Origin of the sequence: Limnohabitans sp. G3-2, assembly GCF_002778275.1 — a bacterium.
GTDB lineage: Bacteria > Pseudomonadota > Gammaproteobacteria > Burkholderiales > Burkholderiaceae_C > Limnohabitans_A.
In genome coordinates, this window is sequence record NZ_NESG01000004.1 from 161,606 (window position 1) to 187,612 (window position 26,007).

24 protein-coding genes, 1 tRNA gene and 1 riboswitch are annotated in these 26,007 nt (G+C 60.6%); of the genes, 18 read left to right on the forward strand and 7 right to left on the reverse strand.

The genetic code is table 11. From position 1 onward, the window contains the following. Positions 1-8: 8 nt before the first annotated feature. Positions 9-1,253: a serine hydroxymethyltransferase gene (gene glyA / locus B9Z31_RS07385; protein WP_100118925.1), complete on the reverse strand. Its 1,245-nt coding sequence runs from the start codon at positions 1,251-1,253 to the stop codon at positions 9-11. A gap of 52 nt (positions 1,254-1,305) precedes the next feature. Next, positions 1,306-1,478, reverse strand: a riboswitch (ZMP/ZTP riboswitch). An 88-nt stretch (positions 1,479-1,566) separates the two neighbouring features. Then, on the reverse strand, positions 1,567-2,277 hold the full coding sequence (locus B9Z31_RS07390) for a lytic transglycosylase domain-containing protein (RefSeq protein WP_158235663.1): 711 nt from the start codon (positions 2,275-2,277) through the stop codon (positions 1,567-1,569). A 373-nt stretch (positions 2,278-2,650) separates the two neighbouring features. On the opposite strand from B9Z31_RS07390, the gene B9Z31_RS07395 reads away from it, so the two are divergent. Further along, positions 2,651-5,503, forward strand: coding sequence for a DUF349 domain-containing protein (locus B9Z31_RS07395; RefSeq protein WP_100118927.1), 2,853 nt, complete (start codon positions 2,651-2,653; stop codon positions 5,501-5,503). An 87-nt stretch (positions 5,504-5,590) separates the two neighbouring features. On the opposite strand, the gene B9Z31_RS07400 is transcribed toward B9Z31_RS07395, so the two are convergent. The 4 genes from B9Z31_RS07400 to B9Z31_RS07415 form a co-directional block, all read right to left on the reverse strand. Continuing rightward, entirely contained in the window at positions 5,591-6,373 is a 783-nt protein-coding gene (locus B9Z31_RS07400) for a UDP-2,3-diacylglucosamine diphosphatase (RefSeq protein ID WP_100118928.1), read from the reverse strand. Between the two features lie 11 nt (positions 6,374-6,384). Next, positions 6,385-6,891, reverse strand: coding sequence for a peptidylprolyl isomerase (locus B9Z31_RS07405; protein ID WP_100118929.1), 507 nt, complete (start codon positions 6,889-6,891; stop codon positions 6,385-6,387). Positions 6,892-6,895: 4 nt separating this feature from the next. Continuing rightward, complete coding sequence (locus tag B9Z31_RS07410) at positions 6,896-7,585, reverse strand: peptidylprolyl isomerase (protein WP_100118930.1); 690 nt, start codon at positions 7,583-7,585, stop codon at positions 6,896-6,898. 64 nt (positions 7,586-7,649) lie between these two features. Then, on the reverse strand, positions 7,650-8,162 hold the full coding sequence (locus B9Z31_RS07415; protein ID WP_100118931.1) for a tetratricopeptide repeat protein: 513 nt from the start codon (positions 8,160-8,162) through the stop codon (positions 7,650-7,652). A 249-nt stretch (positions 8,163-8,411) separates the two neighbouring features. Between B9Z31_RS07415 and cysS the strand changes: the two genes are divergently transcribed. The 13 genes from cysS (at position 8,412) to B9Z31_RS07480 (ending at position 21,422) form a co-directional block, all read left to right on the forward strand. Continuing rightward, positions 8,412-9,788, forward strand: coding sequence for a cysteine--tRNA ligase (gene cysS, locus B9Z31_RS07420; RefSeq protein ID WP_100118932.1), 1,377 nt, complete (start codon positions 8,412-8,414; stop codon positions 9,786-9,788). After that, positions 9,785-10,432, forward strand: a complete 648-nt coding sequence (locus tag B9Z31_RS07425) for a DNA-3-methyladenine glycosylase (protein WP_100118933.1) — start codon at positions 9,785-9,787, stop codon at positions 10,430-10,432. Before cysS ends, B9Z31_RS07425 begins: the two co-directional genes overlap by 4 nt. A 45-nt stretch (positions 10,433-10,477) precedes the next feature. Next, positions 10,478-11,452: an acetyl-CoA carboxylase carboxyltransferase subunit alpha gene (locus B9Z31_RS07430; protein WP_100118934.1), complete on the forward strand. Its 975-nt coding sequence runs from the start codon at positions 10,478-10,480 to the stop codon at positions 11,450-11,452. Positions 11,453-11,480: 28 nt separating this feature from the next. Beyond that, positions 11,481-12,425, forward strand: a complete 945-nt coding sequence (gene tilS / locus B9Z31_RS07435) for a tRNA lysidine(34) synthetase TilS (protein ID WP_100118935.1) — start codon at positions 11,481-11,483, stop codon at positions 12,423-12,425. A gap of 158 nt (positions 12,426-12,583) precedes the next feature. Further along, positions 12,584-13,846 (forward strand): aspartate kinase, encoded by a 1,263-nt coding sequence (locus B9Z31_RS07440; RefSeq protein WP_100118936.1) that lies wholly within the window; start codon positions 12,584-12,586, stop codon positions 13,844-13,846. Positions 13,847-13,863: 17 nt separating this feature from the next. Next, positions 13,864-13,956, forward strand: a tRNA-Ser gene (locus B9Z31_RS07445). Between the two features lie 92 nt (positions 13,957-14,048). Then, the gene (locus tag B9Z31_RS07450) at positions 14,049-15,542 is read left to right on the forward strand and encodes a sigma-54-dependent Fis family transcriptional regulator (RefSeq protein ID WP_100118937.1); all 1,494 of its coding nucleotides are present in this window, start codon (positions 14,049-14,051) and stop codon (positions 15,540-15,542) included. 205 nt (positions 15,543-15,747) lie between these two features. Then, a complete protein-coding gene (locus tag B9Z31_RS07455) occupies positions 15,748-16,935 on the forward strand; it encodes a substrate-binding domain-containing protein (protein ID WP_100119125.1) in 1,188 nt (395 codons plus the stop codon). A gap of 14 nt (positions 16,936-16,949) precedes the next feature. Next, a complete protein-coding gene (locus tag B9Z31_RS07460) occupies positions 16,950-17,714 on the forward strand; it encodes an ABC transporter ATP-binding protein (RefSeq protein WP_100118938.1) in 765 nt (254 codons plus the stop codon). Continuing rightward, positions 17,711-18,451, forward strand: a complete 741-nt coding sequence (locus B9Z31_RS07465; RefSeq protein WP_369804664.1) for an ABC transporter ATP-binding protein — start codon at positions 17,711-17,713, stop codon at positions 18,449-18,451. The genes B9Z31_RS07460 and B9Z31_RS07465 overlap by 4 nt, the downstream gene beginning before the upstream one ends. Further along, positions 18,448-19,434, forward strand: coding sequence for a branched-chain amino acid ABC transporter permease (locus tag B9Z31_RS07470; protein WP_100118939.1), 987 nt, complete (start codon positions 18,448-18,450; stop codon positions 19,432-19,434). The genes B9Z31_RS07465 and B9Z31_RS07470 overlap by 4 nt, the downstream gene beginning before the upstream one ends. A 10-nt stretch (positions 19,435-19,444) precedes the next feature. After that, positions 19,445-20,548, forward strand: coding sequence for a branched-chain amino acid ABC transporter permease (locus tag B9Z31_RS07475; RefSeq protein WP_100118940.1), 1,104 nt, complete (start codon positions 19,445-19,447; stop codon positions 20,546-20,548). Between the two features lie 7 nt (positions 20,549-20,555). Beyond that, positions 20,556-21,422 carry an alpha/beta fold hydrolase gene (locus B9Z31_RS07480; RefSeq protein WP_100118941.1) on the forward strand — a complete coding sequence of 289 codons (867 nt, stop codon included), beginning with the start codon at positions 20,556-20,558 and terminating at the stop codon, positions 21,420-21,422. Between the two features lie 48 nt (positions 21,423-21,470). Here B9Z31_RS07480 and hemH read toward each other — a convergent pair whose 3' ends face one another. After that, the gene (hemH, locus tag B9Z31_RS07485; protein ID WP_100118942.1) at positions 21,471-22,559 is read right to left on the reverse strand and encodes a ferrochelatase; all 1,089 of its coding nucleotides are present in this window, start codon (positions 22,557-22,559) and stop codon (positions 21,471-21,473) included. Positions 22,560-22,579: 20 nt separating this feature from the next. Between hemH and B9Z31_RS07490 the strand changes: the two genes are divergently transcribed. The 4 genes from B9Z31_RS07490 to B9Z31_RS07505 all read left to right on the forward strand — a co-directional run bounded on the left by B9Z31_RS07490 (position 22,580) and on the right by B9Z31_RS07505 (position 25,975). Beyond that, positions 22,580-23,287, forward strand: a complete 708-nt coding sequence (locus B9Z31_RS07490; RefSeq protein ID WP_100118943.1) for an HAD family hydrolase — start codon at positions 22,580-22,582, stop codon at positions 23,285-23,287. A gap of 57 nt (positions 23,288-23,344) precedes the next feature. Beyond that, positions 23,345-23,995, forward strand: a complete 651-nt coding sequence (locus B9Z31_RS07495) for a glutathione S-transferase family protein (protein ID WP_100118944.1) — start codon at positions 23,345-23,347, stop codon at positions 23,993-23,995. A gap of 131 nt (positions 23,996-24,126) precedes the next feature. Continuing rightward, positions 24,127-24,927, forward strand: a complete 801-nt coding sequence (locus B9Z31_RS07500) for an ABC transporter ATP-binding protein (RefSeq protein WP_100118945.1) — start codon at positions 24,127-24,129, stop codon at positions 24,925-24,927. A 37-nt stretch (positions 24,928-24,964) separates the two neighbouring features. Continuing rightward, positions 24,965-25,975 carry an ABC transporter substrate-binding protein gene (locus tag B9Z31_RS07505; protein WP_369804666.1) on the forward strand — a complete coding sequence of 337 codons (1,011 nt, stop codon included), beginning with the start codon at positions 24,965-24,967 and terminating at the stop codon, positions 25,973-25,975. Positions 25,976-26,007 lie beyond the last annotated feature (32 nt).

The following is a 26,007-nucleotide window of genomic DNA, read 5'->3' on the forward strand; positions in this document are numbered from 1 at the left end:
TGAGCCGATCAGCCGTAGACCGGGAAACGGCTGGTCAGCGCGTGCACCTTGGCGCGCACGGTGGCCAAGTTGGCCTCGTCCAGAGGGTTGTCCAACACGTCGGCAATCAGGTGCGCGGTGGCGCGGGCTTCTTCGTCCTTGAAACCGCGGGTGGTCATGGCCGGGGTGCCGATGCGCACGCCGCTGGTCACGAAGGGCTTTTCCGGGTCGTTCGGGATGGCGTTTTTGTTGATGGTCATGTGTGCATGGCCCAAGGCCGCTTCGGCCACTTTGCCGGTGATGCCCTTGGCGCGCAGGTCCACCAACATGACGTGGCTCTGCGTGCCGCCGCTGACAATGCGCAGGCCGCGAGCGGTCAAGGTTTCGGCCATGATCTGTGCGTTCTTGATTACTTGGGCTTGGTAGGCCTTGAACTCAGGCTGAAGCGCTTCTTTGAAAGCCACGGCTTTGGCCGCGATGACGTGCATCAGCGGGCCGCCTTGCAGGCCCGGGAAGATGGCGCTGTTGATGGCTTTTTCGTGCTCCGCCTTCATCAAGATGATGCCGCCGCGGGGGCCGCGCAAGCTCTTGTGGGTGGTGGAGGTGACCACGTCGGCATGCGGCACCGGGTTGGGGTAGACACCTGCAGCAATCAGACCTGCGTAGTGGGCCATGTCCACCAAAAAGATGGCGCCGACTTCCTTGGCCACTTTGGCAAAGCGGGCAAAGTCAATGTGCAGCGAGTAGGCCGATGCGCCGGCAATGATCAGCTTGGGCTTGGTTTCGCGGGCTTTGGCTTCCATGGCGTCGTAGTCGATGGCCTCGTTGGCGTCCAGACCGTAACTGACCACGTTGAACCATTTGCCCGACATGTTCAGCGGCATGCCGTGGGTCAGGTGCCCACCTTCGGCCAGGCTCATGCCCATGATGGTGTCGCCAGGCTTGAGGAAAGCCAAGAAAACAGCCTCGTTGGCCGATGCGCCGCAGTGCGGTTGCACGTTGGCGGCTTCGGCGCCAAAAATTTGCTTGATGCGGTCAATGGCCAGTTGCTCGGCCACGTCCACGTGTTCACAGCCACCGTAATAGCGCTTGCCTGGGTAGCCTTCGGCGTACTTGTTGGTGAGCTGGCTGCCTTGGGCGGCCATGACGGCGGGCGAGGCGTAGTTTTCGCTGGCGATCAGCTCAATGTGGTGCTCTTGGCGGGCATTTTCGGCCTGAATGGCGGCGAACAGCTCGGGATCGGTGTGTTCAATCAATGTGTTGCGGTTGTACATGGCAGTCCTTTGGATGGATGTGACCTTGACCAAAACCGGGGGGTTCTTTGACAAGGGCTGCCCAGGCGAACGGCTGATAACCCGAAACTGGGTTTGCAAAACCGTCTCGGGCTGTGCGCTTCCCAGTGGTTTGGGTTGGCCTCGTCGGCCGACGCGTTCCACGTCAGAGTGATCCATTTCGGTCCAACCGAGCAGGGGCTCCTATCGCCAGTCGCGCACGGCCCAAGTGTAGCTCAGCTGGCCGGGCTTTCAGACAGGCGCACCCCCTAGAAGAACCCGCCTCGGCATCTTGGGTGCACCCCGATGGCCGATATCATTTTCCGTAGGCTTTTTCAATCAGCAGTTGCTCGGCCAAGACCCGGTCAACAAACTGGCCTTCGTCGCTGAACCCCGTGGACAGGCCATAAAGCGCCAAGGCTTCCTCCAGGGAGTCGGCCTGTTGAATCAGGCCCTGAAGGTGCCGCACCCCCACGCGCACATTGGTCAAGGGGTCAAAAGCCGACAAAGTGCCGCCAAACTGGGCCAAGGTCTCGGTGTGGGCTTGCAGCTCGATTTGCATCAACCCGACTTGGCCCACCATGGCCGAAGCAAAAGGGTTGAAGCGAGATTGGACGGCCATGATGGCCAGAATCAAACTGGGTGGCAACTGGCTGCGCTCTCCCAAGGTCCAGGCTTCCGCCACCATGGCTGCCAATGGCTCTGGAGACACGCGGTATTTGCGGCTGAGCCAACGGGTCACCCCCCATTGCGGCTCGGTGAGGGTCTGGGGGTCCTTGGCCGTTGAGCGGCTGGCCGCATTTCGCTGCGGGGTGGGTTCTTGGTTTTCTGATTGGCGTATTTCGAGCCAGCCCAGCAGGGCGCCGCTGGCGCTGGCTTGCAGGTCAGGCCGCGCAGAAAAGGTCAGTGAGACCAACACGACGGCCAAGCCAAACAAGGCCAGGCCGTGCCGGGTGATCTCGACAAACCCTTCCCGGACATCGGTGACAAAGGTCTTCAAACACAAGACCAGGTGGGGCATGTTCATGGCGGCGTAGAAGCTTGTCATCAAAGGCCCGTCGCAGGGGCTGGCGATTCATATCGTGGCGGGGGGATGGATGGCGCTGGTGCTTGGCTTTCAAGACAGCGGGCGACGCCCCAGCGCATTCAGGTCTGCGGGGCAGCCTTGTGCCGCTGTTGGGCACAGGCTGGGCGGATTTTAGAAACATCAAATACCGAGTCAAGACTATCAAAGTTAATCAATAGATTCGAAGCGCATATGGGTGGCGCTCAGGTGCGCAAAACGCAAGAGAATGCGCCCGATTCAAGCCCGAGCCCCATGGCAAGTGAAATCCCGGCGAAAATACGGGGTTGTTGTCAGTGGCTTCAGGCATTGGGCCTGGCTCTGTCTGGTGACTCCGATGCCGCATTGGCATGAACCGTGTTTTAAAGTTTTTACCGTGACCTCAACCTCCAAGCCCCTTGACCTCGCTGCCCTTGACCAATCCACCGGGGGTGCATTCCATGCCATGACCTCCGGCGAGCGCAGTGCCAAGTTACGCGAATGGCTCACGACGGAACCCTCGATCGATGTGTTGGCCGAGGTGTACCGCGAGATGTCCTCCCGTGACAAAGGGGCCGCCAAGCTGCTCAAGGAAAAACTCGATGAACTCAAGCGCTTGCAAGGCCAAGACGTTTTGGCCAGCGACTGGGCCCAAAAGGCCGAGCAGTTGTTGCAGGCGCCTCGCTTGAACATTGGCGACGCCATGGCTTGGCAACGGGATGCGGCCAAAGCCGGTGCACCCCTCTCGCGCGAGCCATTGGCCAGTTTGAAGGTCCGTTTGGCCGAAGTGGTCAAAGGCGTGGAGGACTTGCAGCACCAAGTGATGGTGCAACGCGAAGCCGCGGTGCTGTTGGCTCAGCGCATCGAAGTGCTCTCGACCAAGCCGATCGCCGAAGCGCACATGGCGATGACAGGTTTGCAAAGCGATGTGGACATGTGGCAAGGCCAGGCCCAGCAATTGACCACCAACGTGGTCTGGCCCAGCGTGGACCCCAAGTTTCCGGCGCAGCTGGATGCGGCATCGAACCAATTGCTCGCGGTCTGGCAAGGCTTTTCAGCCGCATGGGCGTTGGCCCAACAAGCCCAGATGGATGCCTCTGCCCCCTTGCCCTCGGTACCGGTATGGGCCGATGAAGTTCGCCGTTTGCGCGGTGAGGTGGTGGCCGAAGTGCAGACGCCCGCTCTGGGCGGTGCTGGCACTGGCCAAGCGGCAGAAGCTGCCAAAGAAGCCAAGCCTGCCAAACCCAAAATGGATGCGACCCAACGCCAAGCCCTGCGCGAGCAAGCGGGCAAGGCCGTGAGCGAAGTCTTGGAAGCCTTGGAAAAGCAAATCACAGAAAGCCAGGGCGCCGCCTTGCCCGACGGCGCCGAAGCTTTGCGCGCTGCGCTCAAAATCCACGGCAAAAACCTGGACACCACCTTGGACGAGCGCGTGCACCTGGCCTTGACGGCTGCGGGTGACACCGAGGGCTGGCAGCGTTGGTTGGCCGACCAAGTCCGCCAGAGTTTGGTGGCCCAAGCTGAAGGTCTTTTGGGCGCCGACAAAGTGCCCACCGTGGGGGGGCGGAAAATGCAAGACAAGCTGCGCCAATTGCGCGACAGCTGGAAGCAAACCGACCAAGGTGGTTTGCCCAACCATGCCCTTTGGAAGCGTTTTGATGCCGCTTGCAACGAAGCCTACAAAGCGGTTTTGGCTTGGCTCGAGCAGATGAAGAAAGAGTCCGCCGACCACCGTGCACAACGTGTGGCCCTCATGGACGAGGTCAAGGCCTGGACCACGGACCATGCACAAAGCGAGGACTGGCGTGCGCAACTGCGTGCCTTGCACCAGTTTGCTGACCGTTGGCGCAATGCCGGTCACCTGAGCGAAAAATCCTTCGGTGAAATGCAGTCGCAATGGAAAGCCATTTTCAAAGCCGCAGCAGCACGCCTTGAAGCGGCCCAAAAAGCCAGCGTGGAACGTCGCCAAGCCCTGATCACCGAAGCCCGTGAACTGGGCGCCGCACCTGCTTTGCGGGTGGACGCGGTCAAAGCCTTGCAACAACGCTGGCAGCTCGAGGCCCAAGCCGTGCCCTTGGACCGCAAGACCGAACAAAAACTGTGGGAAGTGTTCCGCGCTCCGCTGGACGAAGCTTTCCAGCGCAAAGGCAGCGAGCGACAAAGCTCGGCGGCTCCCTTGACCGCCCGCGACCGCGCCGTGATCGATGCGTCCAAAGCCCTGGAAGAAGCCAACGCCGCGGGCGATGCCAGCCAAATTCGCGCGGCCATGGCGGCATTGGATGCGGCTTTGCGTGGCCAAGCCCAAGAGGCGCAGGCTGCGCAAGTCGCCGCGAGCCCTGCGCCAGCAGCGCTCGCAGCTTCTGATGTTCCCGCCCAAGATGTGGCTGCCGAAGCCGCAACCACTGCTGGAGGGGATTCGGCAGCGGACTCGGCATCGGATGCGCCTGTTGATGGCGCCCAAGCCAGCAGCCACAGCCCCGATGACACGCCGGCTCAAGCCGCTGCCGCGGCGCCCCCCAAACCGGCCAAGCCCGTCGTGGCGGTGCGCGGCGATGACCGTCCTGGGCAGAAGAAAACCGAATCCGCCATGGGGCGAGACGCACGCGACGGGCGCCGCGATGGCCGTCCCGGCGAACGGGGTGCGCGGCCTGGTGGCGACCGTGGAGCCGGCCGCCCAGGTGAGCGCGGAGGGGACCGTTTTGGCGACCGAGGCCCACGCGGCGAAGGCCGTGATGTCCGTGAAGACCGAGGCCCTCGTTTGGGCGATGCCGCATTCCGTGCGCAACGTGAAGCCATGGAGCGGGCGGAGATGTCACTGCGCAAATTGGCCGCGCAAGCCCATGGTGAAACGCTGACCCGTTTGATGGGCGCTTGGCAAGAACGGCAAGCCGATGCCTTGCCCAGCGCACAGGAGCTGGGCCGGGCCATCAACGCGACCACGCGCCAAGCCTGGGTGCAAGCCGTCGGTGCCGAGGTCAAGACCCCGGCCGCTACCGCATTGCTGCGCCTTGAAATGGCCGCCGAAGTGCCCACACCCGCTGACCACTTGAGCGAGCGCCGGATGCTGCAGCTGCAATTGCTGACCCGGCGCAACCAACCCGGTCCCCGCGAGACCTGGGGTCAGGATGTGGCGCAGGTCTTGTCCGGTCCGCACGAAGAGGCCACGGCACGCCGCTTGCAAAACGTCTTGAAAAACCTGCTGCGCGGTTGAGCGACCCTTGCATAGAAAACGGCCGCTTTCGAGCGGCCGTTTTTGATGGTGATAACGCTGGTGATGGCGCTGGAATAGACAACCGCTTTAAAGCCAATCGATGCGCTCAGAAGCGCCATCGCGGTGGAGTTTGAACACCTGCGCCCGCACAGGCGTGTGGTCCAGTGACCAGTCGCTCAACACGTGGCGCTCTGCCAGGCCCAAGGCATGGTCTGCAGGTCGGTGGGTGTGGCCATGGACCAAGCGATCGGCCTGGGCTTGTGCCAGCCAGAACAGGCTCATCTCCAAATCGGCATCCGCAAAGCTCATGCCTTCGTGTTTTTGCGATTCGCTCAGCGCACGCAAACTGCGGGCGAATGCCTGGCGTTCTGCCAAAGGTTTGGCCAAAAAATCCTCTTGCCATTGGGGGCTGCGGGCTTGCAGTCGGAAGGCTTGGTAAGGTTTGTCGTCCAGGCACAGGGCATCGCCGTGGCTCAGCAAAATGCGTTGCTCGCCCAGTTCGAGCACAGTGGGGTCGCTCAGGGTGGCCACACCACAAGGGCCCAGGTAATCCCGGCCGACCAAAAAATCGCGGTTGCCGGGCATGAAGGCGACTTGGGCACGCTGCGCGGTTTGGTGCAAAACCTCGGCGCAACTTTGCGAAAAGGGGTCTTGGGCTGCCGCATCGTCGCCCACCCAGACTTCAAACAAGTCACCCAAAATCAGCACCGCATCGGCGCGGGTGCTGGCCATGTAGTCACGCCACGCCTCAAAAGTGGCGGTCTCGGAGGCCTGCAAATGCAGGTCTGAGATCAGGTCGACGGTTTGCCATGTCGCTGGCGCTGTCAGCCGACCGAGGGGGGCAGCGGTGGTGCGCGGGTCAGCGGACATGGCTCAGTCCATCAAATGGCAACCGCTTTTTCGATCACGACGTCCTCTTTGGGCACGTCACCGTGGCCGCCGCGGTTGCCGGTTTTCACGCCCTCAATCTGGTCGACCACTTCGGTGCCCTTGACCACTTTGCCAAAGACGGCATAGCCCCAGCCTTGCATGGAAGGTGCGGTGTGGTTCAAAAAACCGTTGTCGGCGACGTTGATGAAGAACTGCGAAGAGGCCGAGTGGGGCGCCGAAGTGCGGGCCATGGCCACGGTGTACTTGTCGTTTTTCAGGCCGTTGTTGGCTTCGTTCTCGATGGTGGCATCGGTGGGTTTTTGGCCCATGCCGGGCTCAAAGCCGCCGCCTTGGACCATGAAGCCGGGAATCACGCGGTGAAAAATTGTGTTGTTGTAGTGGCCCTTGTTCACATAGGCCAAGAAATTTTCAGTCGATTTGGGGGCTTTTTCGGCGTCCAGTTCGAGGGTGATGACGCCGTAGCCGGTGATATGCAGTTCGACTTGTGGGTTGCTCATGGTGTTACTTCAACAAAGTGATGGATTGGATGACGACCGGCGTGCGGGGCACATCGGTCGGGAAGGGGCCGCCTGCGCCCGTGGGCGCATTGCGGATTTTTTGGACCACGTCCATGCCGGACGTGACTTTGCCAAAAACGGTGTAGCCGAACAGCTGGGGGGCGTTCAGCAATTGGGCGCGGGACACTTTTTCGTAAACACGGCCTTGGTATTCAAACTTCGCAACGGGATCGCCATCCGGGATGGGCGTGGGGTCCAAAAACGCGTTGTCCACCACGTTGATGAAGAACTGCGATGTGGCCGATTGCGGGTCGTTGGTGCGGGCCATGGCCAAAGTGCCGGTGGTGTTCTTCAGGCCTGCGGCCAGCGCTTGGCGGCCTTCGTGCTGCACGGGGGCGCGGGTTTTCTTTTCTTTGTACTGCGCATCAAAGCCACCGCCTTGCACCATGAAGCCCGCAATCACCCGGTGAAAGATGGTGCCGTCGTAGTGCTTGTCGTTCACGTACTGCAAAAAGTTGGCCACGGTTTTGGGCGCCTTGTCAGCGTACAGCTCCGCTTCGATGTCCCCCAGGCTGGTGCTGATGCGTACTTGGCTCACGCCACCCGTCTGAGCTTGGCTGGCCAGGGGCAGCCCCAGTGCCAAGGGCAGGGCCAGCGTCAGGGCCAAAGAGGTCAAAAAGCGGGAGCGGCGCATGTTGTTTCTTTCAAGGGTGCAAAGGAGGGCGGTGCTGGATGGCTTGCGCGGGGAATTCACCGCCTCAAGGGGCCGATGCGTTGAGCAGTTGTTCCGCTGCCAAGCGTTTGCGGCTCACACGGGGCTGTGGGTCCGGTGCGCGGCTGGCGTTCTGGTAGGCCTGAATGGCCAGTGCCATGTAAACATCGCCCAAATTTTCCAAGGCCGTGCCGTAATCGGGGCGGGCACGCACCGCCGCCAGCAAGGCTTCCAAGGCTTCGGCGTAACGGTTTTGGCGCGCCAAAAGGGCAGCCAGGTTGTTGTGCGGTTCGGGCAACTCGGGGAAGGATTGGGTCAGACCCTGAAGGGTTGCCATGGCCTCTTGGGTCTGGCCTTGTCCGTCTTGAATGCGGCTGAGCAAGAGGCGCATTTGCGGGTCTGTCGGACGGGTCTGGAGGTGTTCCTGGGCTTGGGATTGGGCTTTGGACCATTGCTCGCCAACGATCAGTCGGTTCACGTCCTGGTAAACATCTGCTTGAGCACCCGCACAGGTGAGCAGCAAGAGACTGGTCAAGACGAACGAAAGTAGAGCTTGCATGCGCGCCAAAAGTGTTGAATTCGGGCTGCCAGAAACTGGGAGCAGGACCCTCGTCGGGGATATACTGAACGGTCATTGTAGCGGAGGGCATACGGCCATCAGGCCGGCACCACGGCCAGTTTCCCAACCGAAAAGCCGGGTTTGGGGCCTGCAGCATGACCTTGAATTTCCTGAATTTCCCTGAGACAGTCTGATGCCGATGCCGGACGCTGTCGCGTGGGAGCTTGTACTAAACATCTTTGATCTGACATGAGTCTGCGCATTTTCAACACGCTGAGCCGTGCTGTCTCCGAGTTTTCACCGGCCCAACCCGGCCATGTGCGCATGTACGTGTGCGGCATGACCGTGTACGACCTGTGCCACCTGGGGCATGCGCGCTCGATGGTGGCGTTCGATGTGGTGCAGCGTTGGCTCAAGGCCAGTGGTTACCAGGTCACGTATGTGCGCAACGTGACCGACATTGACGACAAGATCATCAAACGCGCGCTTGAAAACGGCGAAACCATTCGCGGCTTGACCGACCGCATGATCGAGGCCTTGCACCAGGACGCCGATGCCCTGGGCATTGAGCGCCCCCAACACGAGCCCCGCGCCACCGACTTCGTGCCCCAAATGCTCAGCATGATCGGCACACTGGAGCAAAAAGGCTTGGCCTACCGCGCGGGCAATGGCGATGTGAACTATTCGGTGCGCAAGTTTGCGGGGTATGGCAAGTTGTCTGGCAAATCGCTCGATGAGCTCAACGCGGGCGAGCGCGTGGCCGTGGAGACGGACAAGCAAGATCCGCTGGACTTTGTTCTGTGGAAGAGCGCCAAGCCCACCGAGCCTGACGACGTGAAATGGGCCAGCCCATTTGGTACGGGGCGGCCCGGTTGGCACATCGAGTGCTCGGCCATGGCCTGCGAATTGCTGGGCCAGACATTCGATATCCACGGCGGCGGGGCCGATTTGCAGTTTCCGCACCACGAAAATGAGATTGCCCAAAGCGAAGGGGCCAACGGCCAGCCCTTGGCGCGTTTTTGGATGCACAACGGCTTCATCAATGTGGACAATGAAAAGATGTCCAAGAGCCTGGGCAACTTCTTCACGATCCGGGATGTGCTCAAGGCGTTTGACGCCGAGACGGTGCGGTTTTTCATTGTGCGCAGCCACTACCGCAGCGCCCTCAACTACAGCGATGTGCACCTGAACGATGCCAAAGGCGCTTTGAAACGCCTGTACACCGCGCTGCAAGCGGTGCCGCCCGCCGATGCGCGCATTGATTGGGCCGACCCCTTGGCCGCCCGTTTCAAGGCGGCCATGGACGAAGACTTCGGCACGCCCGAGGCGGTGGCCGTGCTCTTCGAGTTGGCAGGAGAAGTCAACCGCAGCGGCTCGGCCGAGCGTGCGGGCTTGCTCAAAGCCTTGGGCGGCTTGCTCGGTTTGCTGCAAACCGACCCGACGGTGTACCTCCAGGCGGGGGCCGGTTTGGATGAGGCGGCCATTCAGGCCCAGATCCAGGCCCGGGCAGATGCCAAAAAGGCGAAAAACTTTGCCGAGGCCGACCGCATTCGCAACGATTTATTGGCGCAAGGCATTGTCTTGAAAGACGCTGCCACAGGCACGACTTGGGAGGCGGCGCCATGAGTGCTGCGACAACTTCGGTGACCCCCGTGACGCCCGCTTATTGGGCCGAGGCTTGTGCACACCTGGCCAAGAAAGACCGGGTCATGAAAAAGCTCATCCCCCAATTTGGCAATGCCATTTTGGAAACCCGGGGCGATGCCTTCGTGACCTTGGCCCGCTCCATCGTGGGCCAGCAAATTTCGGTCAAAGCCGCCCAGTCGGTCTGGGACCGTTTTTCGCTGCTCACCAAGCGGCTGACGCCTGCTGCCGTTCTCAAACTCAAGGTCGACGACATGCGTGCGGCCGGTTTGTCGGCCCGCAAGGTCGAATACCTGGTCGATTTGGCGATGCATTTCAGCTCGGGCACGGTGCACGTCAAGGCCTGGCAAGAGATGGACGACGAGGCCATCATCGACGAGTTGGTGGCCATTCGCGGCATTGGCCGCTGGACGGCCGAGATGTTCCTGATCTTCCACCTCATGCGGCCCAATGTGCTGCCGCTGGACGATGTGGGCTTGATCAACGGCATCAGCCGCAATTATTTTTCGGGCGAGCCCGTCAGCCGCAGTGACGCCCGTGAGGTGGCCCAGGCCTGGAGTCCCTATGCGACGGTGGCAACTTGGTATATTTGGCGCTCGCTGGACCCGGTTCCAGTGGCGTATTGAGGGCTGGACGAGGCGTCCACCCGGTTAAGAACAGAGGAGTCCCCCTTGGCCAAAAAAACATTTCTCGACTTTGAGCAACCGGTTGCCGAACTCGAAGCCAAGATCGAAGAGTTGCGCTATGTGCAGACCGAGTCGGCGGTGGACATCACCCTCGAGATCGAGCAGCTGAGCAAGAAAAGCCAGCAACTGACCAAAGACATTTACAGCGACTTGACCGCGTGGCAAGTCACCAAAATTTCGCGCCACCCCGAGCGGCCTTACACGCTCGATTACATCCACGGCATCTTCACCGACTTTGTCGAGATGCACGGCGACCGCCACTTTGCCGACGATTTGTCCATTGTGGGCGGCTTGGCCCGTTTCAATGGCCAGGCCTGCATGGTGCTGGGCCAGCAAAAAGGGCGCGACACCAAAGAGCGCACGCTGCGCAACTTTGGCATGAGCAAGCCCGAGGGCTACCGCAAAGCGCTGCGCCTCATGAAGACCGCCGAGAAGTTCAAGCTGCCGGTGTTCACCTTTGTGGACACGCCTGGGGCTTACCCCGGCATCGACGCCGAAGAGCGCGGGCAGTCCGAAGCCATCGGCCGCAACATCTTTGAGATGGCCCAGTTGGAAGTGCCCATCATCACCACCATCATTGGCGAAGGCGGCTCGGGTGGCGCCTTGGCCATTTCGGTGGCCGACCAGGTGTTGATGCTGCAGTACTCGGTCTATTCGGTCATCAGCCCTGAAGGTTGCGCCTCGATTTTGTGGAAAACCAGCGAGAAGGCCGAAGTGGCGGCGGACGCCTTGGGCATCACCGCCCACCGCTTGAAGGCCTTGGGGCTGATCGACAAGATCGTCAACGAACCCGTGGGCGGCGCACACCGCGACACCGAGCAAATGGTGTCTTTCCTCAAGCGCGCTTTGGGCGATGCTTGGCGCCAGGTCGCAGACCTCAAGCCCAAAGAGCTGCTGGACCGTCGCTACGAGCGGCTGAACAGCTACGGGCGTTTCACCGATACCAAAGCGGGCAAATGATGCCCAGCTGAGGCGTCAGGCTTCACTCATGGCGCAAACCTTTGAACAGGCCCTGGCTGACTTCAGCCCGGGCCTTCCTTTTGCCGTGGCCTTCAGTGGGGGCGCCGATTCGATGGCGCTGCTTTTGGCTTGCACCCGACGTTGGCCTGGGCAGGTGAGGGCGGTGCACATCCACCACGGTTTGCAAGACGCGGCCAACGATTTCGAGGTGCATTGCCGTGCCTTGTGCGTGCGACTGGACGTGCCTTTGGTCGTGCGCCGTGTGCAGGCGGGCCATGCACCCGGTCAAAGTCCGGAAGACGCCGCACGCCAAGCCCGTTATGCCGCATTGGCCGATGCGGTGCACACCGAATGGCCCGATGTCCAAGACGTGGCATTGGCCCAGCATGCGGACGACCAAGTGGAGACGCTGCTGATCGCCTTGTCGCGCGGCGCTGGCTTGCCTGGTCTGGCCAGCATGCCGGCGCATTGGCAACGCCAGGGCTTGCACTGGCACCGCCCTTGTTTGTCCGTGCCGGGCGCGGCATTGCGCGACTGGCTGCACAGCCAGGGCCAAAACTGGGTGGAAGACCCCAGCAACGCCGACCAGAAGTTCACCCGCAACCGCATCCGTGCCCGCGTCTTGCCCGCACTGGCCGAGGCTTTGCCTGCTTTTCGAGAAACGTTTGCCCGCAGCGCCGCACACGCGGCCCAAGCGCAAGAGGTTTTGAACGAAGTGGCTGCGCAAGACTTGGCGCTGGTGGGCGTGCCGCCGCGCATCCAGGCTTTGCAGCAACTGAGCCGCGCCCGCCAAGGGCTGGTGCTGCGCCATTGGCTGCGGCACCACCATGCCACCACGCCCAGCACGGCGCAGCTGCATGAACTGCTCGACCAGTTGGCCGCTTGCAGCACCCGTGGCCATCGGCTGCATTTGAAGGTGGGGCAGGGTTTTATGGTGCGGGATGTGCAGCATTTGGCCTGGCACAGCGCTTGACGCCAAAGCCCCGCTGCAGCCTTGGGGACGTGCGGCATCCGTGACAAAGGGGTCAAGAAATTGTCAGGCCCATGGGTACAATAGAGGGTTTTTCCGGGGTCAATCACAGGCTGGCTTGTCGCTTGAACCCCGTTTTCATCCTCACTTCAACACAACACATGGCTTTGATCGTTCACAAATACGGCGGCACCTCGATGGGCTCGACCGAGCGCATCCGCAATGTCGCCAAGCGCGTGGCCAAATGGGCGCGTGCAGGCCACCAGATTGTCGTGGTCCCCAGTGCCATGAGCGGCGAAACCAACCGACTGCTCGGCCTGGCCAAAGAGCTGGCCCCCGCCAAACCTGGCGATGATTACAGCCGCGAGCTCGACATGCTCGCCTCTACAGGCGAGCAAGCTTCGTCGGCTTTGTTGGCCATTGCGCTGCAATCCGAAGGCCAGCCTTCGGTCAGTTATGCCGGCTGGCAAGTGGCCATCAAAACCAACAGCGCTTTCACCAAGGCCCGCATCGAGTCGATCGACGATGTCCGCGTCAAGGGCGATTTGAATTCAGGCAAAGTGGTCATCATCACCGGCTTTCAAGGGGTGGATGAGCACGGCAACATCACCACCTTGGGCCGTGGCGGCTCTGACACCTCGGCTGTGGCCGTGGCCGCCGCCCTCAAAGCTGACGAATGCTTGATCTACACCGATGTGGATGGCGTCTACACCACCGACCCCCGCGTGGTGCCCGAAGCGCGTCGCCTTCACACCGTGAGCTTTGAAGAAATGCTGGAGATGGCTTCCCTTGGCTCCAAGGTCTTGCAAATTCGCTCGGTCGAATTTGCTGGCAAATACAAAGTGCCCATGCGCGTGCTCTCGAGCTTCACGCCTTGGGACATCGACATCAACGAAGAAGCCGCATCCGGCACCCTGATCACTTTTGAGGAAGACGAACAAATGGAACAAGCCGTCGTTTCCGGCATCGCATTCAACCGCGACGAAGCCAAAATCTCCGTGTTGGGCGTGCCCGACAAGCCCGGCATTGCCTACCAAATCCTGGGCGCAGTGGCCGATGCCAACATCGAAGTGGACGTGATCATCCAAAACCTGAGCAAGGACGGCAAAACCGACTTCAGCTTCACGGTGCACCGCAACGATTACGCCAAGACCATTGACCTGCTCAAGGAAAAAGTCTTGCCCGCACTGGGCGCGGCCGAAGTGTCGGGCGATGCCAAGATTTGTAAAGTGTCCATCGTGGGCATCGGCATGCGCAGCCATGTGGGCGTGGCCAGCAAGATGTTCCGCAGCCTGAGCGAAGAGGGCATCAACATCCAGATGATCTCCACATCGGAAATCAAGACCTCGGTCGTGATCGATGAAAAATACATGGAGTTGGCGGTGCGCGCACTGCACAAAGCCTTCGATCTGGACCAAGCCTAAGTTATAATTTGCCCACTGGAAACGTGACCGAGTGGCCGAAGGTGCTCCCCTGCTAAGGGAGTATGGGGTGTAGAGCCTCATCGAGGGTTCGAATCCCTCCGTTTCCGCCAGAAGCAAGCCCGTGAGATTCGTCTCACGGGCTTTTTTCTTTTGGGCTGCACCACGCGTCTGGATTTTGAGGGCGCATGGTTAAGATCACGGCATGCCTTTATCCCCAGAGTTTGATGTCACAGTTTTGCCCAAAGATGCGCAGAGCATCCTGAGTTTGGCCGCCAAATCATTGTTCGATGTCTTTGCAAATGCCAGCGAGGGCATGCTCTTGGTCGATCGATCGGGCCGTGTGGTTTGGATCAATGACCAGTACCGCCGTTACTTGCCAGCGTTGGGTTTTGCCAGTGAAGCGGACTTTGTGGGGCAACCCGTCGCCGCGGTGGTGCAAAACACACAAATGCAACGCGTGCTGGAGACTGGAAAACCCATCTTGATCGACCTGCTCACCAACAAGGCGGGCACGTTTGTGGTGAGCCGTTTTCCTTTGCGCGACGATGCGGGTCAGGTGATCGGGGCTTTGGGGGTGGTGTTGTTTGACCAGCCGCAATCGAATTTGCAGCCGTTTTTGGCGAAGTTTTCCCTGATGCAGCGTGAGTTGGATGAGGCGCGGGACGCTTTGGCCGTCCAACGCCGCTCGGGCGTGGGGCTGCGTCAGGCGCGGCACAGTTTTGCCAGCTTCATTGGTTCGAGCGCGCTTGTGGTCGATCTCAAGCGCCAAGCGCGCAGAGCGGCCCAGTCCAGCAGCCCGGTGCTGTTGTTGGGTGAGACGGGCACAGGCAAAGAGTTGTTGGCCCATGCCATCCACGCGTCTTCCCCTCGCGCCAAAGGCCCACTGGTCAGCGTGAACATTGCGGCTGTGCCCGAGACCTTGCTGGAGGCCGAGTTCTTTGGTGTGGCCCCTGGCGCCTACACCGGTGCCGACCGCAAGGGGCGAGAAGGCAAATTCAAACTGGCCGATGGCGGCACCCTGTTTCTGGATGAAATTGGTGACATGCCCTTGGGCTTGCAGGCCAAGTTGTTGCGCGCATTGCAAGAGGGCGAGATGGAGCCCTTGGGGTCTAACCGCTTGGTCCCGTTTGATGCCCGCATCATCGCAGCCACCTCGCGTGACTTGGTCAAGCTGGTGCAGTCGGGCCAGTTCAGGGAAGACTTGTTTTACCGACTCAATGTGTTGCCCTTGCGCTTGCCGCCTTTGCGCGAGCGGGCCGCCGATATTCCGGCACTGATCGAGGTGCTGGCCGAAGACCTGGCCTTGCGCAGCGATTTACCGCACCCCGAATTCAGTGCGCAAGCCGTGGCCTTGTTGTCAGCTCAATACTGGCGCGGCAATGTGCGGGAGTTGCGCAACGTTTTGGAGCAATTGCTGCTGCGCAGCGATACCGGCGTGATGGACGCGTCCGAAGTGGAGGTCGTTTTGCGCGAGTCGGGTTTGAGTCAAATTTCACCGGCACCTTCGACCCGTCAGTCCCTCCTGCCCATGGTGACGCACGATGTGAATGCCTTGTTGGGGCCCCTGTCTCAGCAGGTGGAGGCGCTGGAGCGTTTGGCCGTGGCCAAAGCCCTGGAAGTGACCCAGGGCAACAAAGTGGCTGCGGCCAAAATGTTGGGTGTATCGCGTGCCAAACTGTACCTCCGCTTGCCTTGATTTGTCTTTATATGAGGCATGTGTATTTTTAAAAGACATTTATTTTGTCTTATAAAAATACATTTCAAGGTGGGCTGCTGGCTTGTTTGGAAAATTGTCAGTGACGACAAGGGTTTAGGAGGGTGGGGCTTTGCCAGGGCTCTGGCACGGCTTGTGCACAGGGTATGGCGTGACCAACGCACGATCATCCCAACAGGAGACCCCCATGTTCCGTCGACAACTCATCTCTTTGGCCGCCCTGGCGGTGGCTTCTTCTTTGGCTCCGGCTGTGATGGCCCAGGGCAAAGACATCAAAATCGCCCACATTTACAGCAAAACAGGCCCCCTGGAGGCTTATGGCAAACAGACCCAAACCGGTTTGATGATGGGTTTGAGCTATGCCACAGGCGGCACCATGGAAGTGGGTGGCCGCAAGATTGTGGTGATCGAAAAGGACGATCAGGGCAAGCCTGACCTGGGCAAAAACCTGCTGGCCGCTGCTTATGGCGACGACAAGGTGGACTTGGCCGTGGGCCCAACCGCATCGCCCGTGGCCTTGGCCATGCTGCCGGTGGCCGAAGAGTACAAAAAGATTTTGTTGGTGGAGCCTGCGGTGGCCGACTCCATCACGGGCGACAAGTGGAACAAATACATCTTCCGCACCGGTCGCAACAGCAGCCAGGACGCGATCGCCAACGCCGTGGCGGTGGACAAGGATGGCGTGAGCATCGTGACGATGGCGCAGGACTCGGCTTTTGGCCGGGACGGCGTGAAGGCCTTCAAGGACTCGGTCAAGAAAGCCAAGCTGGTGCACGAAGAGTACCTGCCGCCCGCCACCACCGACTTCACCGCCGGTGCCCAGCGCATGATCGACAAGCTCAAGGGTTTGCCTGGACGCAAGATCATCTTCATCATCTGGGCCGGTGGCAACCCGTTCAAGATCGCCGACATGGACTTGAAGCGCTATGGCATCGAGATCGCCACGGGTGGCAACATCCTGCCCGCGATGGTGGCTTACAAACAGTTCCCTGGCATGGAAGGCGCGGCCTACTACTATTTCGGCATGCCCAAGAACCCGGTCAACGATGCGCTGGTGGCCTCGCACTACCAACAATTCAAGACACCACCGGACTTCTTCACCGCGGGTGGCTTCTCATCGGCCATGGCTTTGGTGACGGCTTTGAAAAAAACCAATGGCGACACCAACACCAACAAGCTCATCAGCACCATGGAGGGCATGAGTTTTGACACGCCCAAGGGCAAGATGACCTTCCGCAAGGAAGACCACCAAGCCATGCAAAGCATGTACCACTTCAAGATCAAGGTCGACCCGGCTTTCGCTTGGGGGGTGCCTGAGTTGATCCGCGAGATCAAGCCCGAAGAAATGAACGTGCCGATCCGCAACAAGCGCTGATTTCACGCCAAGCCATGCTCGAAACCCACAAGCTGACCGTGCGGTTTGGCGGTCATGTGGCGGTCAATGCGGTCTCGTGCCGTTTTGAACCCGGCACGCTGACCGCCATCGTCGGCCCCAATGGGGCCGGCAAAACCACTTACTTCAACCTGATTTCAGGGCAGCTGCCGCCCACCGATGGCGTGGTGCACCTGAACGGTCGGGAATTGACGGGCTTGAGCGCTTCGGCGCGCACCCGTGCAGGTTTGGGGCGGGCGTTTCAGCTGACCAATCTGTTCCCGAACCTGTCGGTGTTGGAGAACGTGCGCCTGGCGGTGCAGGCCACGAAAGAGGGCGCGCACCGCCGAGGTCTGAATTTGTGGAGCATCTGGAGTGACCACACGGCCTTGACGAGCCGCGCTTTGGACATTTTGGAGTCGGTGTCGATGACCGCGCAGCAAGACGCCCCTGTGGCCAGTCTGCCGCACGGTGACCAGCGCAAGCTCGAGGTGGCGCTGTTGATGGCGCTGGAGCCTTCGGTTTACATGTTTGACGAGCCCACCGCCGGCATGAGCCACGACGAAGCGCCGGTGATTCTGGATTTGATCCGCCAGCTCAAAAAAGACAAAAGCAAAACCATCTTGCTCGTGGAACACAAGATGGATGTGGTGCGCGAGTTGGCCGACCGCATCATCGTGCTGCACAACGGCGCTTTGGTGGCCGATGGCGAGCCGAACGAGGTGATCGCATCGCCCATCGTGCAAGAGGCTTACCTTGGCAAAGCAAAGGTGGCCGCATGAACCCGCCTGACATGAACGCGAATTTGCTCTGCCTCGAAGGCGTGCACACCCACATCGGGGTCTACCACATCCTGCACGGTGTGGACTTGGTGGTGCCGCGTGGCGAGCTGACCATGCTGCTGGGCCGCAACGGCGCGGGCAAGACCACCACGCTGCGCACCATCATGGGCCTGTGGTCTGCCTCCCAAGGGCGCATCACACTGGGGGGTGAAGACATCACCGCACTCCACACGCCCGCCATTGCGCAAAAAAACATCGCCTATGTGCCGGAGAACATGGGCATCTTCTCGGACCTGACCGTGAAGGAAAACATGCTGCTGGCCGCTCGCAACGCCAAGAACGCGGCACAGATGGACGACGCGCGCTTGCAGTGGATTTTCAAACTCTTCCCGGCTGTGGAGAAGTTCTGGAACCACCCTGCGGGCAAATTGTCCGGCGGGCAAAAGCAGATGTTGGCCGTGGCGCGGGCCATGGTGGAGCCGCGTGATCTGCTCATCATCGACGAGCCCAGCAAAGGCTTGGCCCCGGCCATCATCCAGAACATGATCGAGGCGTTTGAGCAGCTCAAGCAGAGCGGCGTGACGATTTTGCTGGTGGAGCAAAACATCCACTTTGCCCAGCAGTTGGGGGATACCGTGGCCGTGATGGACAACGGCCGAGTGGTGTACGCGGGCCGCATGCAGGCGCTGGCCGAAGACGCGGCTTTGCAGCAATCCTTGTTGGGACTGGCTTTATGAAATTCCTGCAAGACACCGATATCCGGCCTTTGTTGCTGGTTCCCTTGCTGGCGCTCCTGGCCTGGCCCTTGATCGGTTCGGGCTCGACCTGGCTGACGCTGACGGTGGCGGGCCTGGCCATGGGCATGATCATCTTCATCATGGCCTCGGGCCTGACGCTGGTGTTTGGCCTGATGGACGTGCTGAACTTCGGGCACGGCCTGTTCATCGCGCTGGGTGCTTTTGTGGCCACCAGCGTGCTCGGCGCCATGGCCGACTGGACCGGCTCGGGCCAGTGGTGGCGCAACCTGGTGGCGGTGCTGCCTGCCATGTTGATCGCCATGGCTGTGGCCGCAGCCGTGGGCTTGGCCTTTGAGCGCTTCATCGTGCGGCCTGTGTACGGCCAGCACCTCAAGCAGATCCTGATCACCATGGGCGGCATGATCATTGGCGAGGAACTCATCAAGGTCATCTGGGGGCCCATGCAGATCGCTTTGCCTTTGCCCGAAGCCATGCGCGGCTCGGTGTTCTGGGGCGATGCGGCGATCGAGAAATACCGCCTGTTGGCCGTGGCCGTGGGGCTGGCCGTGTTCGCCGCCCAAATGTGGGTGCTGGGCCGCACCAAGATCGGCTTGCTCATCCGCGCGGGTGTGCAAGACCGCGAGATGGTCGAGTCGCTCGGCTACCGTATCCGCCGCCTGTTTGTGGGGGTGTTTGTGGTGGGCAGCGCCTTGGCCGGCCTCGGCGGCGTCATGTGGGGGCTGTACCAGCAAAACGTGGTGCCGCAAATGGGCGCTCAGGTCAATGTGCTGATCTTCATCGTCATCATCATCGGCGGGCTGGGCTCGACCGGCGGGGCGCTGATCGGTGCTTTGCTGGTGGGCCTGATGGCCAATTACACCGGCTTTTTGGCGCCCAAGCTGGCCTTGTTTTCCAACATCGCGCTGATGGCGGGTGTGTTGCTGTGGCGCCCGCAGGGTGTTTACCCCGTGGCCAACCGTTGAAAGTCCGGACATGCTCAACCGTTTGATTTCCAACGACCAGCCGCGCAGCCGCGTGCTGGCCGTTTTGCTGATCGCCATTTTGCTGGGGCTGGCTTTTGCGCCGTTTTTATTCCCGGGCGTCAAGGCCTTGTCGGTCGCAGCCAAGGTGCTGATTTTTGTGGTGCTGGTGGCGGGCTTTGACTTGCTCTTGGGCTACACCGGCATTGTGAGTTTTGCGCACACCTTGTTTTTTGGCATCGGGGCCTATGGCATCGCCATCGCGTCCAACACTTGGGGGCCGACTTGGGGCGCTTTGGCCGCTGGCTTTGCTTTGTCTTTGGCGCTCACGCTGGTGTTGTCGCTGGCCATTGGTCTGTTCTCGCTGCGCGTGCGGGCCATCTTTTTCGCCATGATCACGCTGGCCGTGGCCGCGGCTTTTCAGACGCTGGCCTCGCAACTGTCCGACTTCACGGGCGGTGAGGACGGCCTGAGTTTCAAACTGCCCGAGCTGCTGCTGCCCAGCACCGAGTTCAGCGAAGAGCCCTTCCTAGGCGTGTCGCTGGATGGGCGTCTGCTTTGCTACTACCTGCTGTTTGTGCTGGCCGTGGGGATGCTCTTGTCGCTGCTGCGCATCGTCAACTCGCCTTTTGGTCGCGTGCTGCAAGCCATCCGAGAAAACGAGTTCCGTGCCGAGGCCATCGGCTACCGGGTGGTGGTTTACCGCACGCTGTCGAGTGTGCTGTCAGCGCTTTATGCCTGTGTGGCCGGGGCCATGCTGGCCCTATGGCTGCGTTACAACGGGCCGGACACCTCGCTCAGTTTTGAAATCATGATGGACGTGCTCTTGATCGTGGTGATTGGCGGCATGGGCACCATTTATGGTGCGGCCATCGGCTCGGTGCTGTTCTTGCTGGCGCAAAGCTATTTGCAGGACCTGCTGCGACTGGCCAGCGAAGCGGCGGCTGCCGTGCCTTTGCTGTCGGCCTTGCTCTCGCCCGACCGCTGGCTGCTGTGGTTGGGCCTGCTGTTTGTGCTGTCGGTCTATTACTTCCCGACCGGGGTGGTCGGGCGTCTGCGCACCCGCGCCGCGCTGGTGGGACTGGGGACAGGCCAAGCGGCTTCGTCCAAGATCTGAGGTCCCTATGGCTTTCACATCCCACTACATCACCTGCGCTGGACTGGAAATCCACTACACCGACTGGGGCAAGGCCGACAAAGGCACGGTGATGGCCTGGCACGGCCTGGCCCGCACCGGGCGCGACATGGACGAACTGGCAGCGCACCTGAGCGCACAGGGCTACCGGGTCATTTGCCCCGACACCGTGGGTCGCGGTCTGTCGCAATGGAGCAGGGCGCCGGAGCAGCAGTATTGCCTGGCCTTCTATGCCCGCATCGCCCGCGAGCTGATGGACGGGCTGCAGCTGCGCGCCGTGCATTGGGTGGGCACCTCCATGGGCGGGGCGATCGGCACGCTGTGCGCGGCGGCTCTGGTGGAGCCCACCTTGAAGCACCGCATCCTGAGCCTCACGCTCAACGACAACGCGCCCGAGCTGGCGCAGACGGCCATCGACCGCATCAAGGCCTATGCGGGCACGCCCCCGGCCTTTGCCACGGTGAGCGAACTGGAAGCATTTTTTCGGCAGGTTTACCAACCTTATGGCTGGCTGAGTGACGCCCAGTGGCGGCGTCTGACCGAAACCTCCACCCGCCGCCTGCCCGACGGACGCGTGACGCCGCATTACGACCCGGCCATGGCGACGCAGTTCACCGCGCACCCCAACGACTACCTGATCTGGGACCATTACGACGCTTTGAAACTGCCGGTGTTGCTGTTGCGCGGCGTCCATTCCGATCTGGTCTTGCCCGAAACCGCCGCTGAAATGCGCCGCCGTGGGCCGGGTGCCCGAGGCCTGCTCCGGCACATCGAAGTGCCAGGTTGTGGGCATGCGCCAGCGCTGAATGTGCTGCAGCAGCTGGAGTGGGTGACAGACTTTTTGAACTCCGTTTGAGTGAGATGGGCCGAGCACCAGTGCTCGACCACCCCCTCAAAAAAACGCTCAGACTTTTGAGCCGTGGGCCAAAGCCCTTGCCCTGCTGGCCGCCAAGGCCGCTTCATCGGGCGCCGCGAGATTCCAAGCTTGCATGTGATCCAAGCTGATGTCGGTCAGCGCTTCGATCCACTGGGCGTTGTTGTTCAGGCAGGGGATGTAGTTGAAGCTTTCTCCGCCAGCGTGCAGATAGGCTTCTTGGGCTTCTTGCTGGATTTCTTCCAGTGTTTCCAGGCAGTCGCTCGTGAAGCCCGGGCAGATCACGTCGACTTTTTTCACGCCTTGCTGGGCCAGCGCGATCAGCGTGGGCTCGGTGTAGGGCTCCAGCCACTTGGCTTTGCCAAAGCGGGACTGGAAGGTGAGCTTGTACTGGTCTTTTGTCAGGCCCAGCGCCTCGGCCAGCAGGCGGCCGGTTTTCATGCATTCGCAGTGGTAAGGGTCGCCCAGTTGCAAGGTGCGCTCGGGCACGCCGTGGAAACTCATCACCAATTTTTCTGCCTGGCCGTGGCTGGCCCAGTGATCGCGCACGGTTTGAGCCAGCGCTGCGATGTAACGGGGGTCATCGTGGTAACGGTTGACAAAGCGCAGCTCGGGGATGAGCCGCGTTTTAAGGCCCCAGCGGTAAACCGCGTCGAACACGCTGGCCGTGGTGGTGCCGCTGTACTGCGGGTAGGCGGGCACGATCAACACGCGTTGCACCCCTTCAGCCTTCAAAGCATTGAGCTGCTCGGGGACAGACGGTTGGCCATAGCGCATGGCGTAGCGCACCGCCACATGGTGGCCACGCTCTTGCAAAGCGGTGCCCAAGGACTGGGCTTGTTGTTCGGTGAAGGCTTTGAGGGGGGAGCCTTGCGCGGTCCAGATGCTGGCGTATTTCGCAGCCGATTTGGCCGGACGCACCCGCAAAATGATGCCGTGCAGGATCAGCCACCAAATGGGTTTGGGGATCTCGACCACGCGGCTGTCGCCCAGAAACTCGGCCAGGTATTTGCGAAGGGCAGGGGCCGTGGGCGCGCTGGGTGTGCCCAAGTTGCAATACAAGACAGCCGTTTTGGCGGCCTGACCATGCTGGAAGGAGGGTTCTTTTTGAAATGCCATGTCGGGTATTCTCCCTCACCATGATTGACATTTCCCGAATCCAAGCCATTACCCTCGATCTGGACGACACTTTGTGGCCAGTTTGGCCCACGATCGGCCGTGCCGAGGCGGTGTTGCAGGCTTGGCTCAGCACCCATGCCCCCGCCACTGCAGCGCTTTCTGCAGATGCCGAAGTCAAAAAAGCGACCCGTGCCGACATCAATGCCCGCCATGCCGATCGGGCGCACGATTTGTCGTTTCTGCGCCGGGAGTCGATCCGCGCCTTGTTAGAGCAAGCCGGGGAACCTGCGCATTTGGCCGAGGCGGCTTTCGAGGTGTTTTTTGCCGAGCGCCAACGGGTGGATTTGTTCGACGATGCCCTGCCCGCACTGGCTTTTTGGAGCCAGCGCATGCCCGTGGTGGCCTTGTCGAACGGCAATGCCGATGTGCACCGCGTGGGCATAGGCCAGCACTTTCACGCCAGCGTGAGCGCCCAGTCGCTGGGCGTGGCCAAACCGGACGTGCGCATTTTTGAGGCCGCTGCCGCTGCCGCGGGCGTGCAGCCCCACCAGGTCTTGCACATTGGCGATGATGCGCATGCCGACTGCGTGGGGGCGCTGGCCGCGGGCATGCAGGTCGCCTGGCTCAACCGCGAAGGCCATGAATGGACCCACGGCGATGTTCGTCCCCACGTGGTGGTGCCAGACTTGCATTCGCTGTGCGCCAGTTGGCCTGATTACCAACGCTGATCGGGCGGTAAGCACGCCGACAGGGCATGGATTGGATCTGATCTTCAGGAGACGCACATGACTTTGAAAATTTACGGCATCAGCGCATCCCGTGCGGTGCGGCCTTTGTGGACCGCTCTGGAATTGGGCTTGACCTTTGAGCACCACGCGATGACTTACAAAGGCGGAGCGACACGCACGCCTGAGTTTCTGGCGCTCAACCCGAATGGCCACATTCCCGTGGTGGTGGACGAGCGGCCCGAAGGCGCCGTGACGGTCTGGGAAAGCATGGCTTGCGCGCTCTACATGGCCCGGGTCCACGGACAGGCCGACGGGCAGTCGATCACGCCCGCCACACCGCGAGAAGAAGCCGAGGCCCTGCGCTGGAGTTTTTGGACGGTGACGGAACTGGAAAGCGACGCGCTGACGGTGCTGATGCATCGCCTGGCCATGCCCGAAGCGCAGCGCAAGCCCGAGCTGGCGGACAAGGCCGAGAGCCGCCTGAAAGTACCACTGGCCGTGTTGGAGCAGCACCTGCAAGCGCAGCACGCCCAAGGTGAGGCTTATCTGGCCGCCAAGCGTTTCACCGTGGCCGATGTGTGTGTGGCCAGTGTGGCCAGCTGGATTCGCCCGGCCCCCCATGTCTTGCTGGAATACCCGGCGGTGGATGCATGGCTCCAGGCCTGTTTAGACCGTCCGGCGCACGTGAAGTCGCGAACGATGGGCTGATTTGTGCGCCAGCTCCTGGGCCTCAATGCGGATTTTTCTTGTGGAAAGTCCGGTCTTGCGCATTGGCGGTAAAAGTGTATTATTGATTCTTTGATAAACCAACGTTTCTTTGGTGAAACAAAGGTCAAAGAATGACACAGGACTCCAAGAGCCCCGCGATTGAATTTATCGGGGTTGAAAAGCGATTTGAAGCCCGCGGCGGTTCTTCCGCTGTTTTGGCTGCACGCGATATCAACTTTTCGATTGCCCAGGGCGAAGTGGTTTCCATCATTGGCCCTTCAGGTTGCGGCAAAAGCACCTTGCTCAACATGGGGGCTGGTTTGTCCAAACCCTCGGCAGGTCTTGTCAAAGTCAACGGGGAAGTGGTGTCTGGGCCGAGCAAGCATGTGGCCTTCATGCTGCAAAAAGACCTGCTCATGCCATGGCGCACGATTGCCCAAAACATCGAGTTTGGCTTGGAGCTGCGTGGCGTTCAACGTGAAGAGCGCCAAAAAATCTCCGATCGCCTTTTGACCCAATGCCACCTCAAAGGTTTCGGCCAGCATTACCCCAACCAGTTATCGGGCGGCATGCGTCAGCGGGCTGCCATGGCCCGGACCCTTGCCGTGGACCCTTTGGTGCTGTTGATGGACGAGCCGTTTTCGGCGCTGGACGCGCAGACCAAAATGATCTTGCAGCAAGACCTTGCACAAACCGTGCAGCGTGAGGGTAAGACGGTGGTGTTCATCACCCATGATTTGGCCGAAGCCGTGGCACTGTCCGACCGGATTTTGGTCATGAGTGAGCGTCCTGGGACACTGATCGAAGAAATCCACGTGGCTATTCCCGATCGAGCCAATCCGCTGCAAAGGCGCAAACACCCCTTGTTGGCCGACTACGTGAGCCGATTGATGGAATTGCTCAAGCTCGACGCGCACAGCGATGTGCATTGATTTTTTTTCTTCCCACCTCAAAAAACTGGAGACGACTGTGAAAAAAGCCCCTGCCTTGATGAACAAACGCATGACTTGTGTGAGCTTGCTGGCTTCGGCCTTGCTGGCGGTGTTGCCGGGCGTGTCGCAAGCGCAAGCCCCGTTGCAAGAGATCACGTATTTGCTGCCGGCACCGGGCACATTGCCTGCCTTTGGTCCATGGATGCTGGCACAGGCCAAGGGCTATTACAAAGCCGAAGGTCTGGATGTGAAGTTCGTGGCTGCACGGGGTGGTGTGGATGTCGCCAAACAAGTGGGCGCAGGCAATGCGGTCATCGGCGGCGCCATCGGCGACACGCCCATCATTGCCCGTGCACAAGGTATCCCCGTCAAGTCTGTGGCCGTTTTGGGATCGGGCTCTTTGGCCCAGTTGGTCAGTCACAAAGATGAGCGAATTGAAAGCCCGCGCGAACTCAAAGGCAAGACGGTCACGGTCATCTCGTACACCGATACGACCTACTACGCTTTGTTGGGCATGTTGAGCAAAGTGGGCTTGACCAAGAACGATGTGAACATTCAAGCCGCAGGACCCGCCGGTGTCTGGCAACAATTTGCGGCCAAAAAAGCCGTGGCCATGGCGGGCGTGCCCGACTGGACCGCCACCGCGATGGAGGCTGGTGCCCAGGTCGACATCTTGCCTGCCGACGTGTACTTCAAAAGCATGGCCCAAGCCATCTTGGCCTCTGACGAGACGATTCAAAAGAATCCGCAATTGATTCAAAAATTGGTTCGCGCCACGCTCAAAGGCATGAAAGACATCATGGTCAACCCCAAAGAGGCCACCATCGCGTATGTACAGCACGTGCCGGCTCACAAGGGCAAGGAAGCCAATATTCAAAACGTGTTCGAGATGTACAACAAATACGTGTATGCCAACCAAAAAGTCCTGGGCCAAATGGACGAGGTTCGTTTGGCTGAACTGCAAAAGTTCTACGTCAGCAATGGTGTCGTGCCCAAAGAAGCCGCCCCCAAAGATCTCTACACCAACCAGTTTGTGGGCGGCAAATAAGCCAAACCTTGGAAGCGCCTGACCCAGCCTGG

Excerpts from the sequence above, each read along its gene's own strand:
- B9Z31_RS07490 (WP_100118943.1), top strand. The coding sequence starts at position 22,580 with ATGATTGACATTTCCCGAATCCAAGCCATTACCCTCGATCTGGACGAC.
- B9Z31_RS07440 (WP_100118936.1), top strand. The coding sequence starts at position 12,584 with ATGGCTTTGATCGTTCACAAATACGGCGGCACCTCGATGGGCTCGACC.
- B9Z31_RS07405 (WP_100118929.1), bottom strand. The coding sequence starts at position 6,891 with ATGAGCAACCCACAAGTCGAACTGCATATCACCGGCTACGGCGTCATC.
- B9Z31_RS07460 (WP_100118938.1), top strand. The coding sequence starts at position 16,950 with ATGCTCGAAACCCACAAGCTGACCGTGCGGTTTGGCGGTCATGTGGCG.
- B9Z31_RS07415 (WP_100118931.1), bottom strand. The coding sequence starts at position 8,162 with ATGCAAGCTCTACTTTCGTTCGTCTTGACCAGTCTCTTGCTGCTCACC.
- B9Z31_RS07425 (WP_100118933.1), top strand. The coding sequence starts at position 9,785 with ATGAGTGCTGCGACAACTTCGGTGACCCCCGTGACGCCCGCTTATTGG.
- B9Z31_RS07495 (WP_100118944.1), top strand. The coding sequence starts at position 23,345 with ATGACTTTGAAAATTTACGGCATCAGCGCATCCCGTGCGGTGCGGCCT.
- B9Z31_RS07390 (WP_158235663.1), bottom strand. The coding sequence starts at position 2,277 with ATGAACATGCCCCACCTGGTCTTGTGTTTGAAGACCTTTGTCACCGAT.
- hemH (WP_100118942.1), bottom strand. The coding sequence starts at position 22,559 with ATGGCATTTCAAAAAGAACCCTCCTTCCAGCATGGTCAGGCCGCCAAA.
- glyA (WP_100118925.1), bottom strand. The coding sequence starts at position 1,253 with ATGTACAACCGCAACACATTGATTGAACACACCGATCCCGAGCTGTTC.
- B9Z31_RS07410 (WP_100118930.1), bottom strand. The coding sequence starts at position 7,585 with ATGCGCCGCTCCCGCTTTTTGACCTCTTTGGCCCTGACGCTGGCCCTG.
- B9Z31_RS07465 (WP_369804664.1), top strand. The coding sequence starts at position 17,711 with ATGAACCCGCCTGACATGAACGCGAATTTGCTCTGCCTCGAAGGCGTG.
- B9Z31_RS07475 (WP_100118940.1), top strand. The coding sequence starts at position 19,445 with ATGCTCAACCGTTTGATTTCCAACGACCAGCCGCGCAGCCGCGTGCTG.
- B9Z31_RS07395 (WP_100118927.1), top strand. The coding sequence starts at position 2,651 with ATGCCGCATTGGCATGAACCGTGTTTTAAAGTTTTTACCGTGACCTCA.
- tilS (WP_100118935.1), top strand. The coding sequence starts at position 11,481 with ATGGCGCAAACCTTTGAACAGGCCCTGGCTGACTTCAGCCCGGGCCTT.
- B9Z31_RS07455 (WP_100119125.1), top strand. The coding sequence starts at position 15,748 with ATGTTCCGTCGACAACTCATCTCTTTGGCCGCCCTGGCGGTGGCTTCT.
- B9Z31_RS07400 (WP_100118928.1), bottom strand. The coding sequence starts at position 6,373 with ATGTCCGCTGACCCGCGCACCACCGCTGCCCCCCTCGGTCGGCTGACA.
- cysS (WP_100118932.1), top strand. The coding sequence starts at position 8,412 with ATGAGTCTGCGCATTTTCAACACGCTGAGCCGTGCTGTCTCCGAGTTT.
- B9Z31_RS07500 (WP_100118945.1), top strand. The coding sequence starts at position 24,127 with ATGACACAGGACTCCAAGAGCCCCGCGATTGAATTTATCGGGGTTGAA.
- B9Z31_RS07450 (WP_100118937.1), top strand. The coding sequence starts at position 14,049 with ATGCCTTTATCCCCAGAGTTTGATGTCACAGTTTTGCCCAAAGATGCG.
- B9Z31_RS07480 (WP_100118941.1), top strand. The coding sequence starts at position 20,556 with ATGGCTTTCACATCCCACTACATCACCTGCGCTGGACTGGAAATCCAC.
- B9Z31_RS07470 (WP_100118939.1), top strand. The coding sequence starts at position 18,448 with ATGAAATTCCTGCAAGACACCGATATCCGGCCTTTGTTGCTGGTTCCC.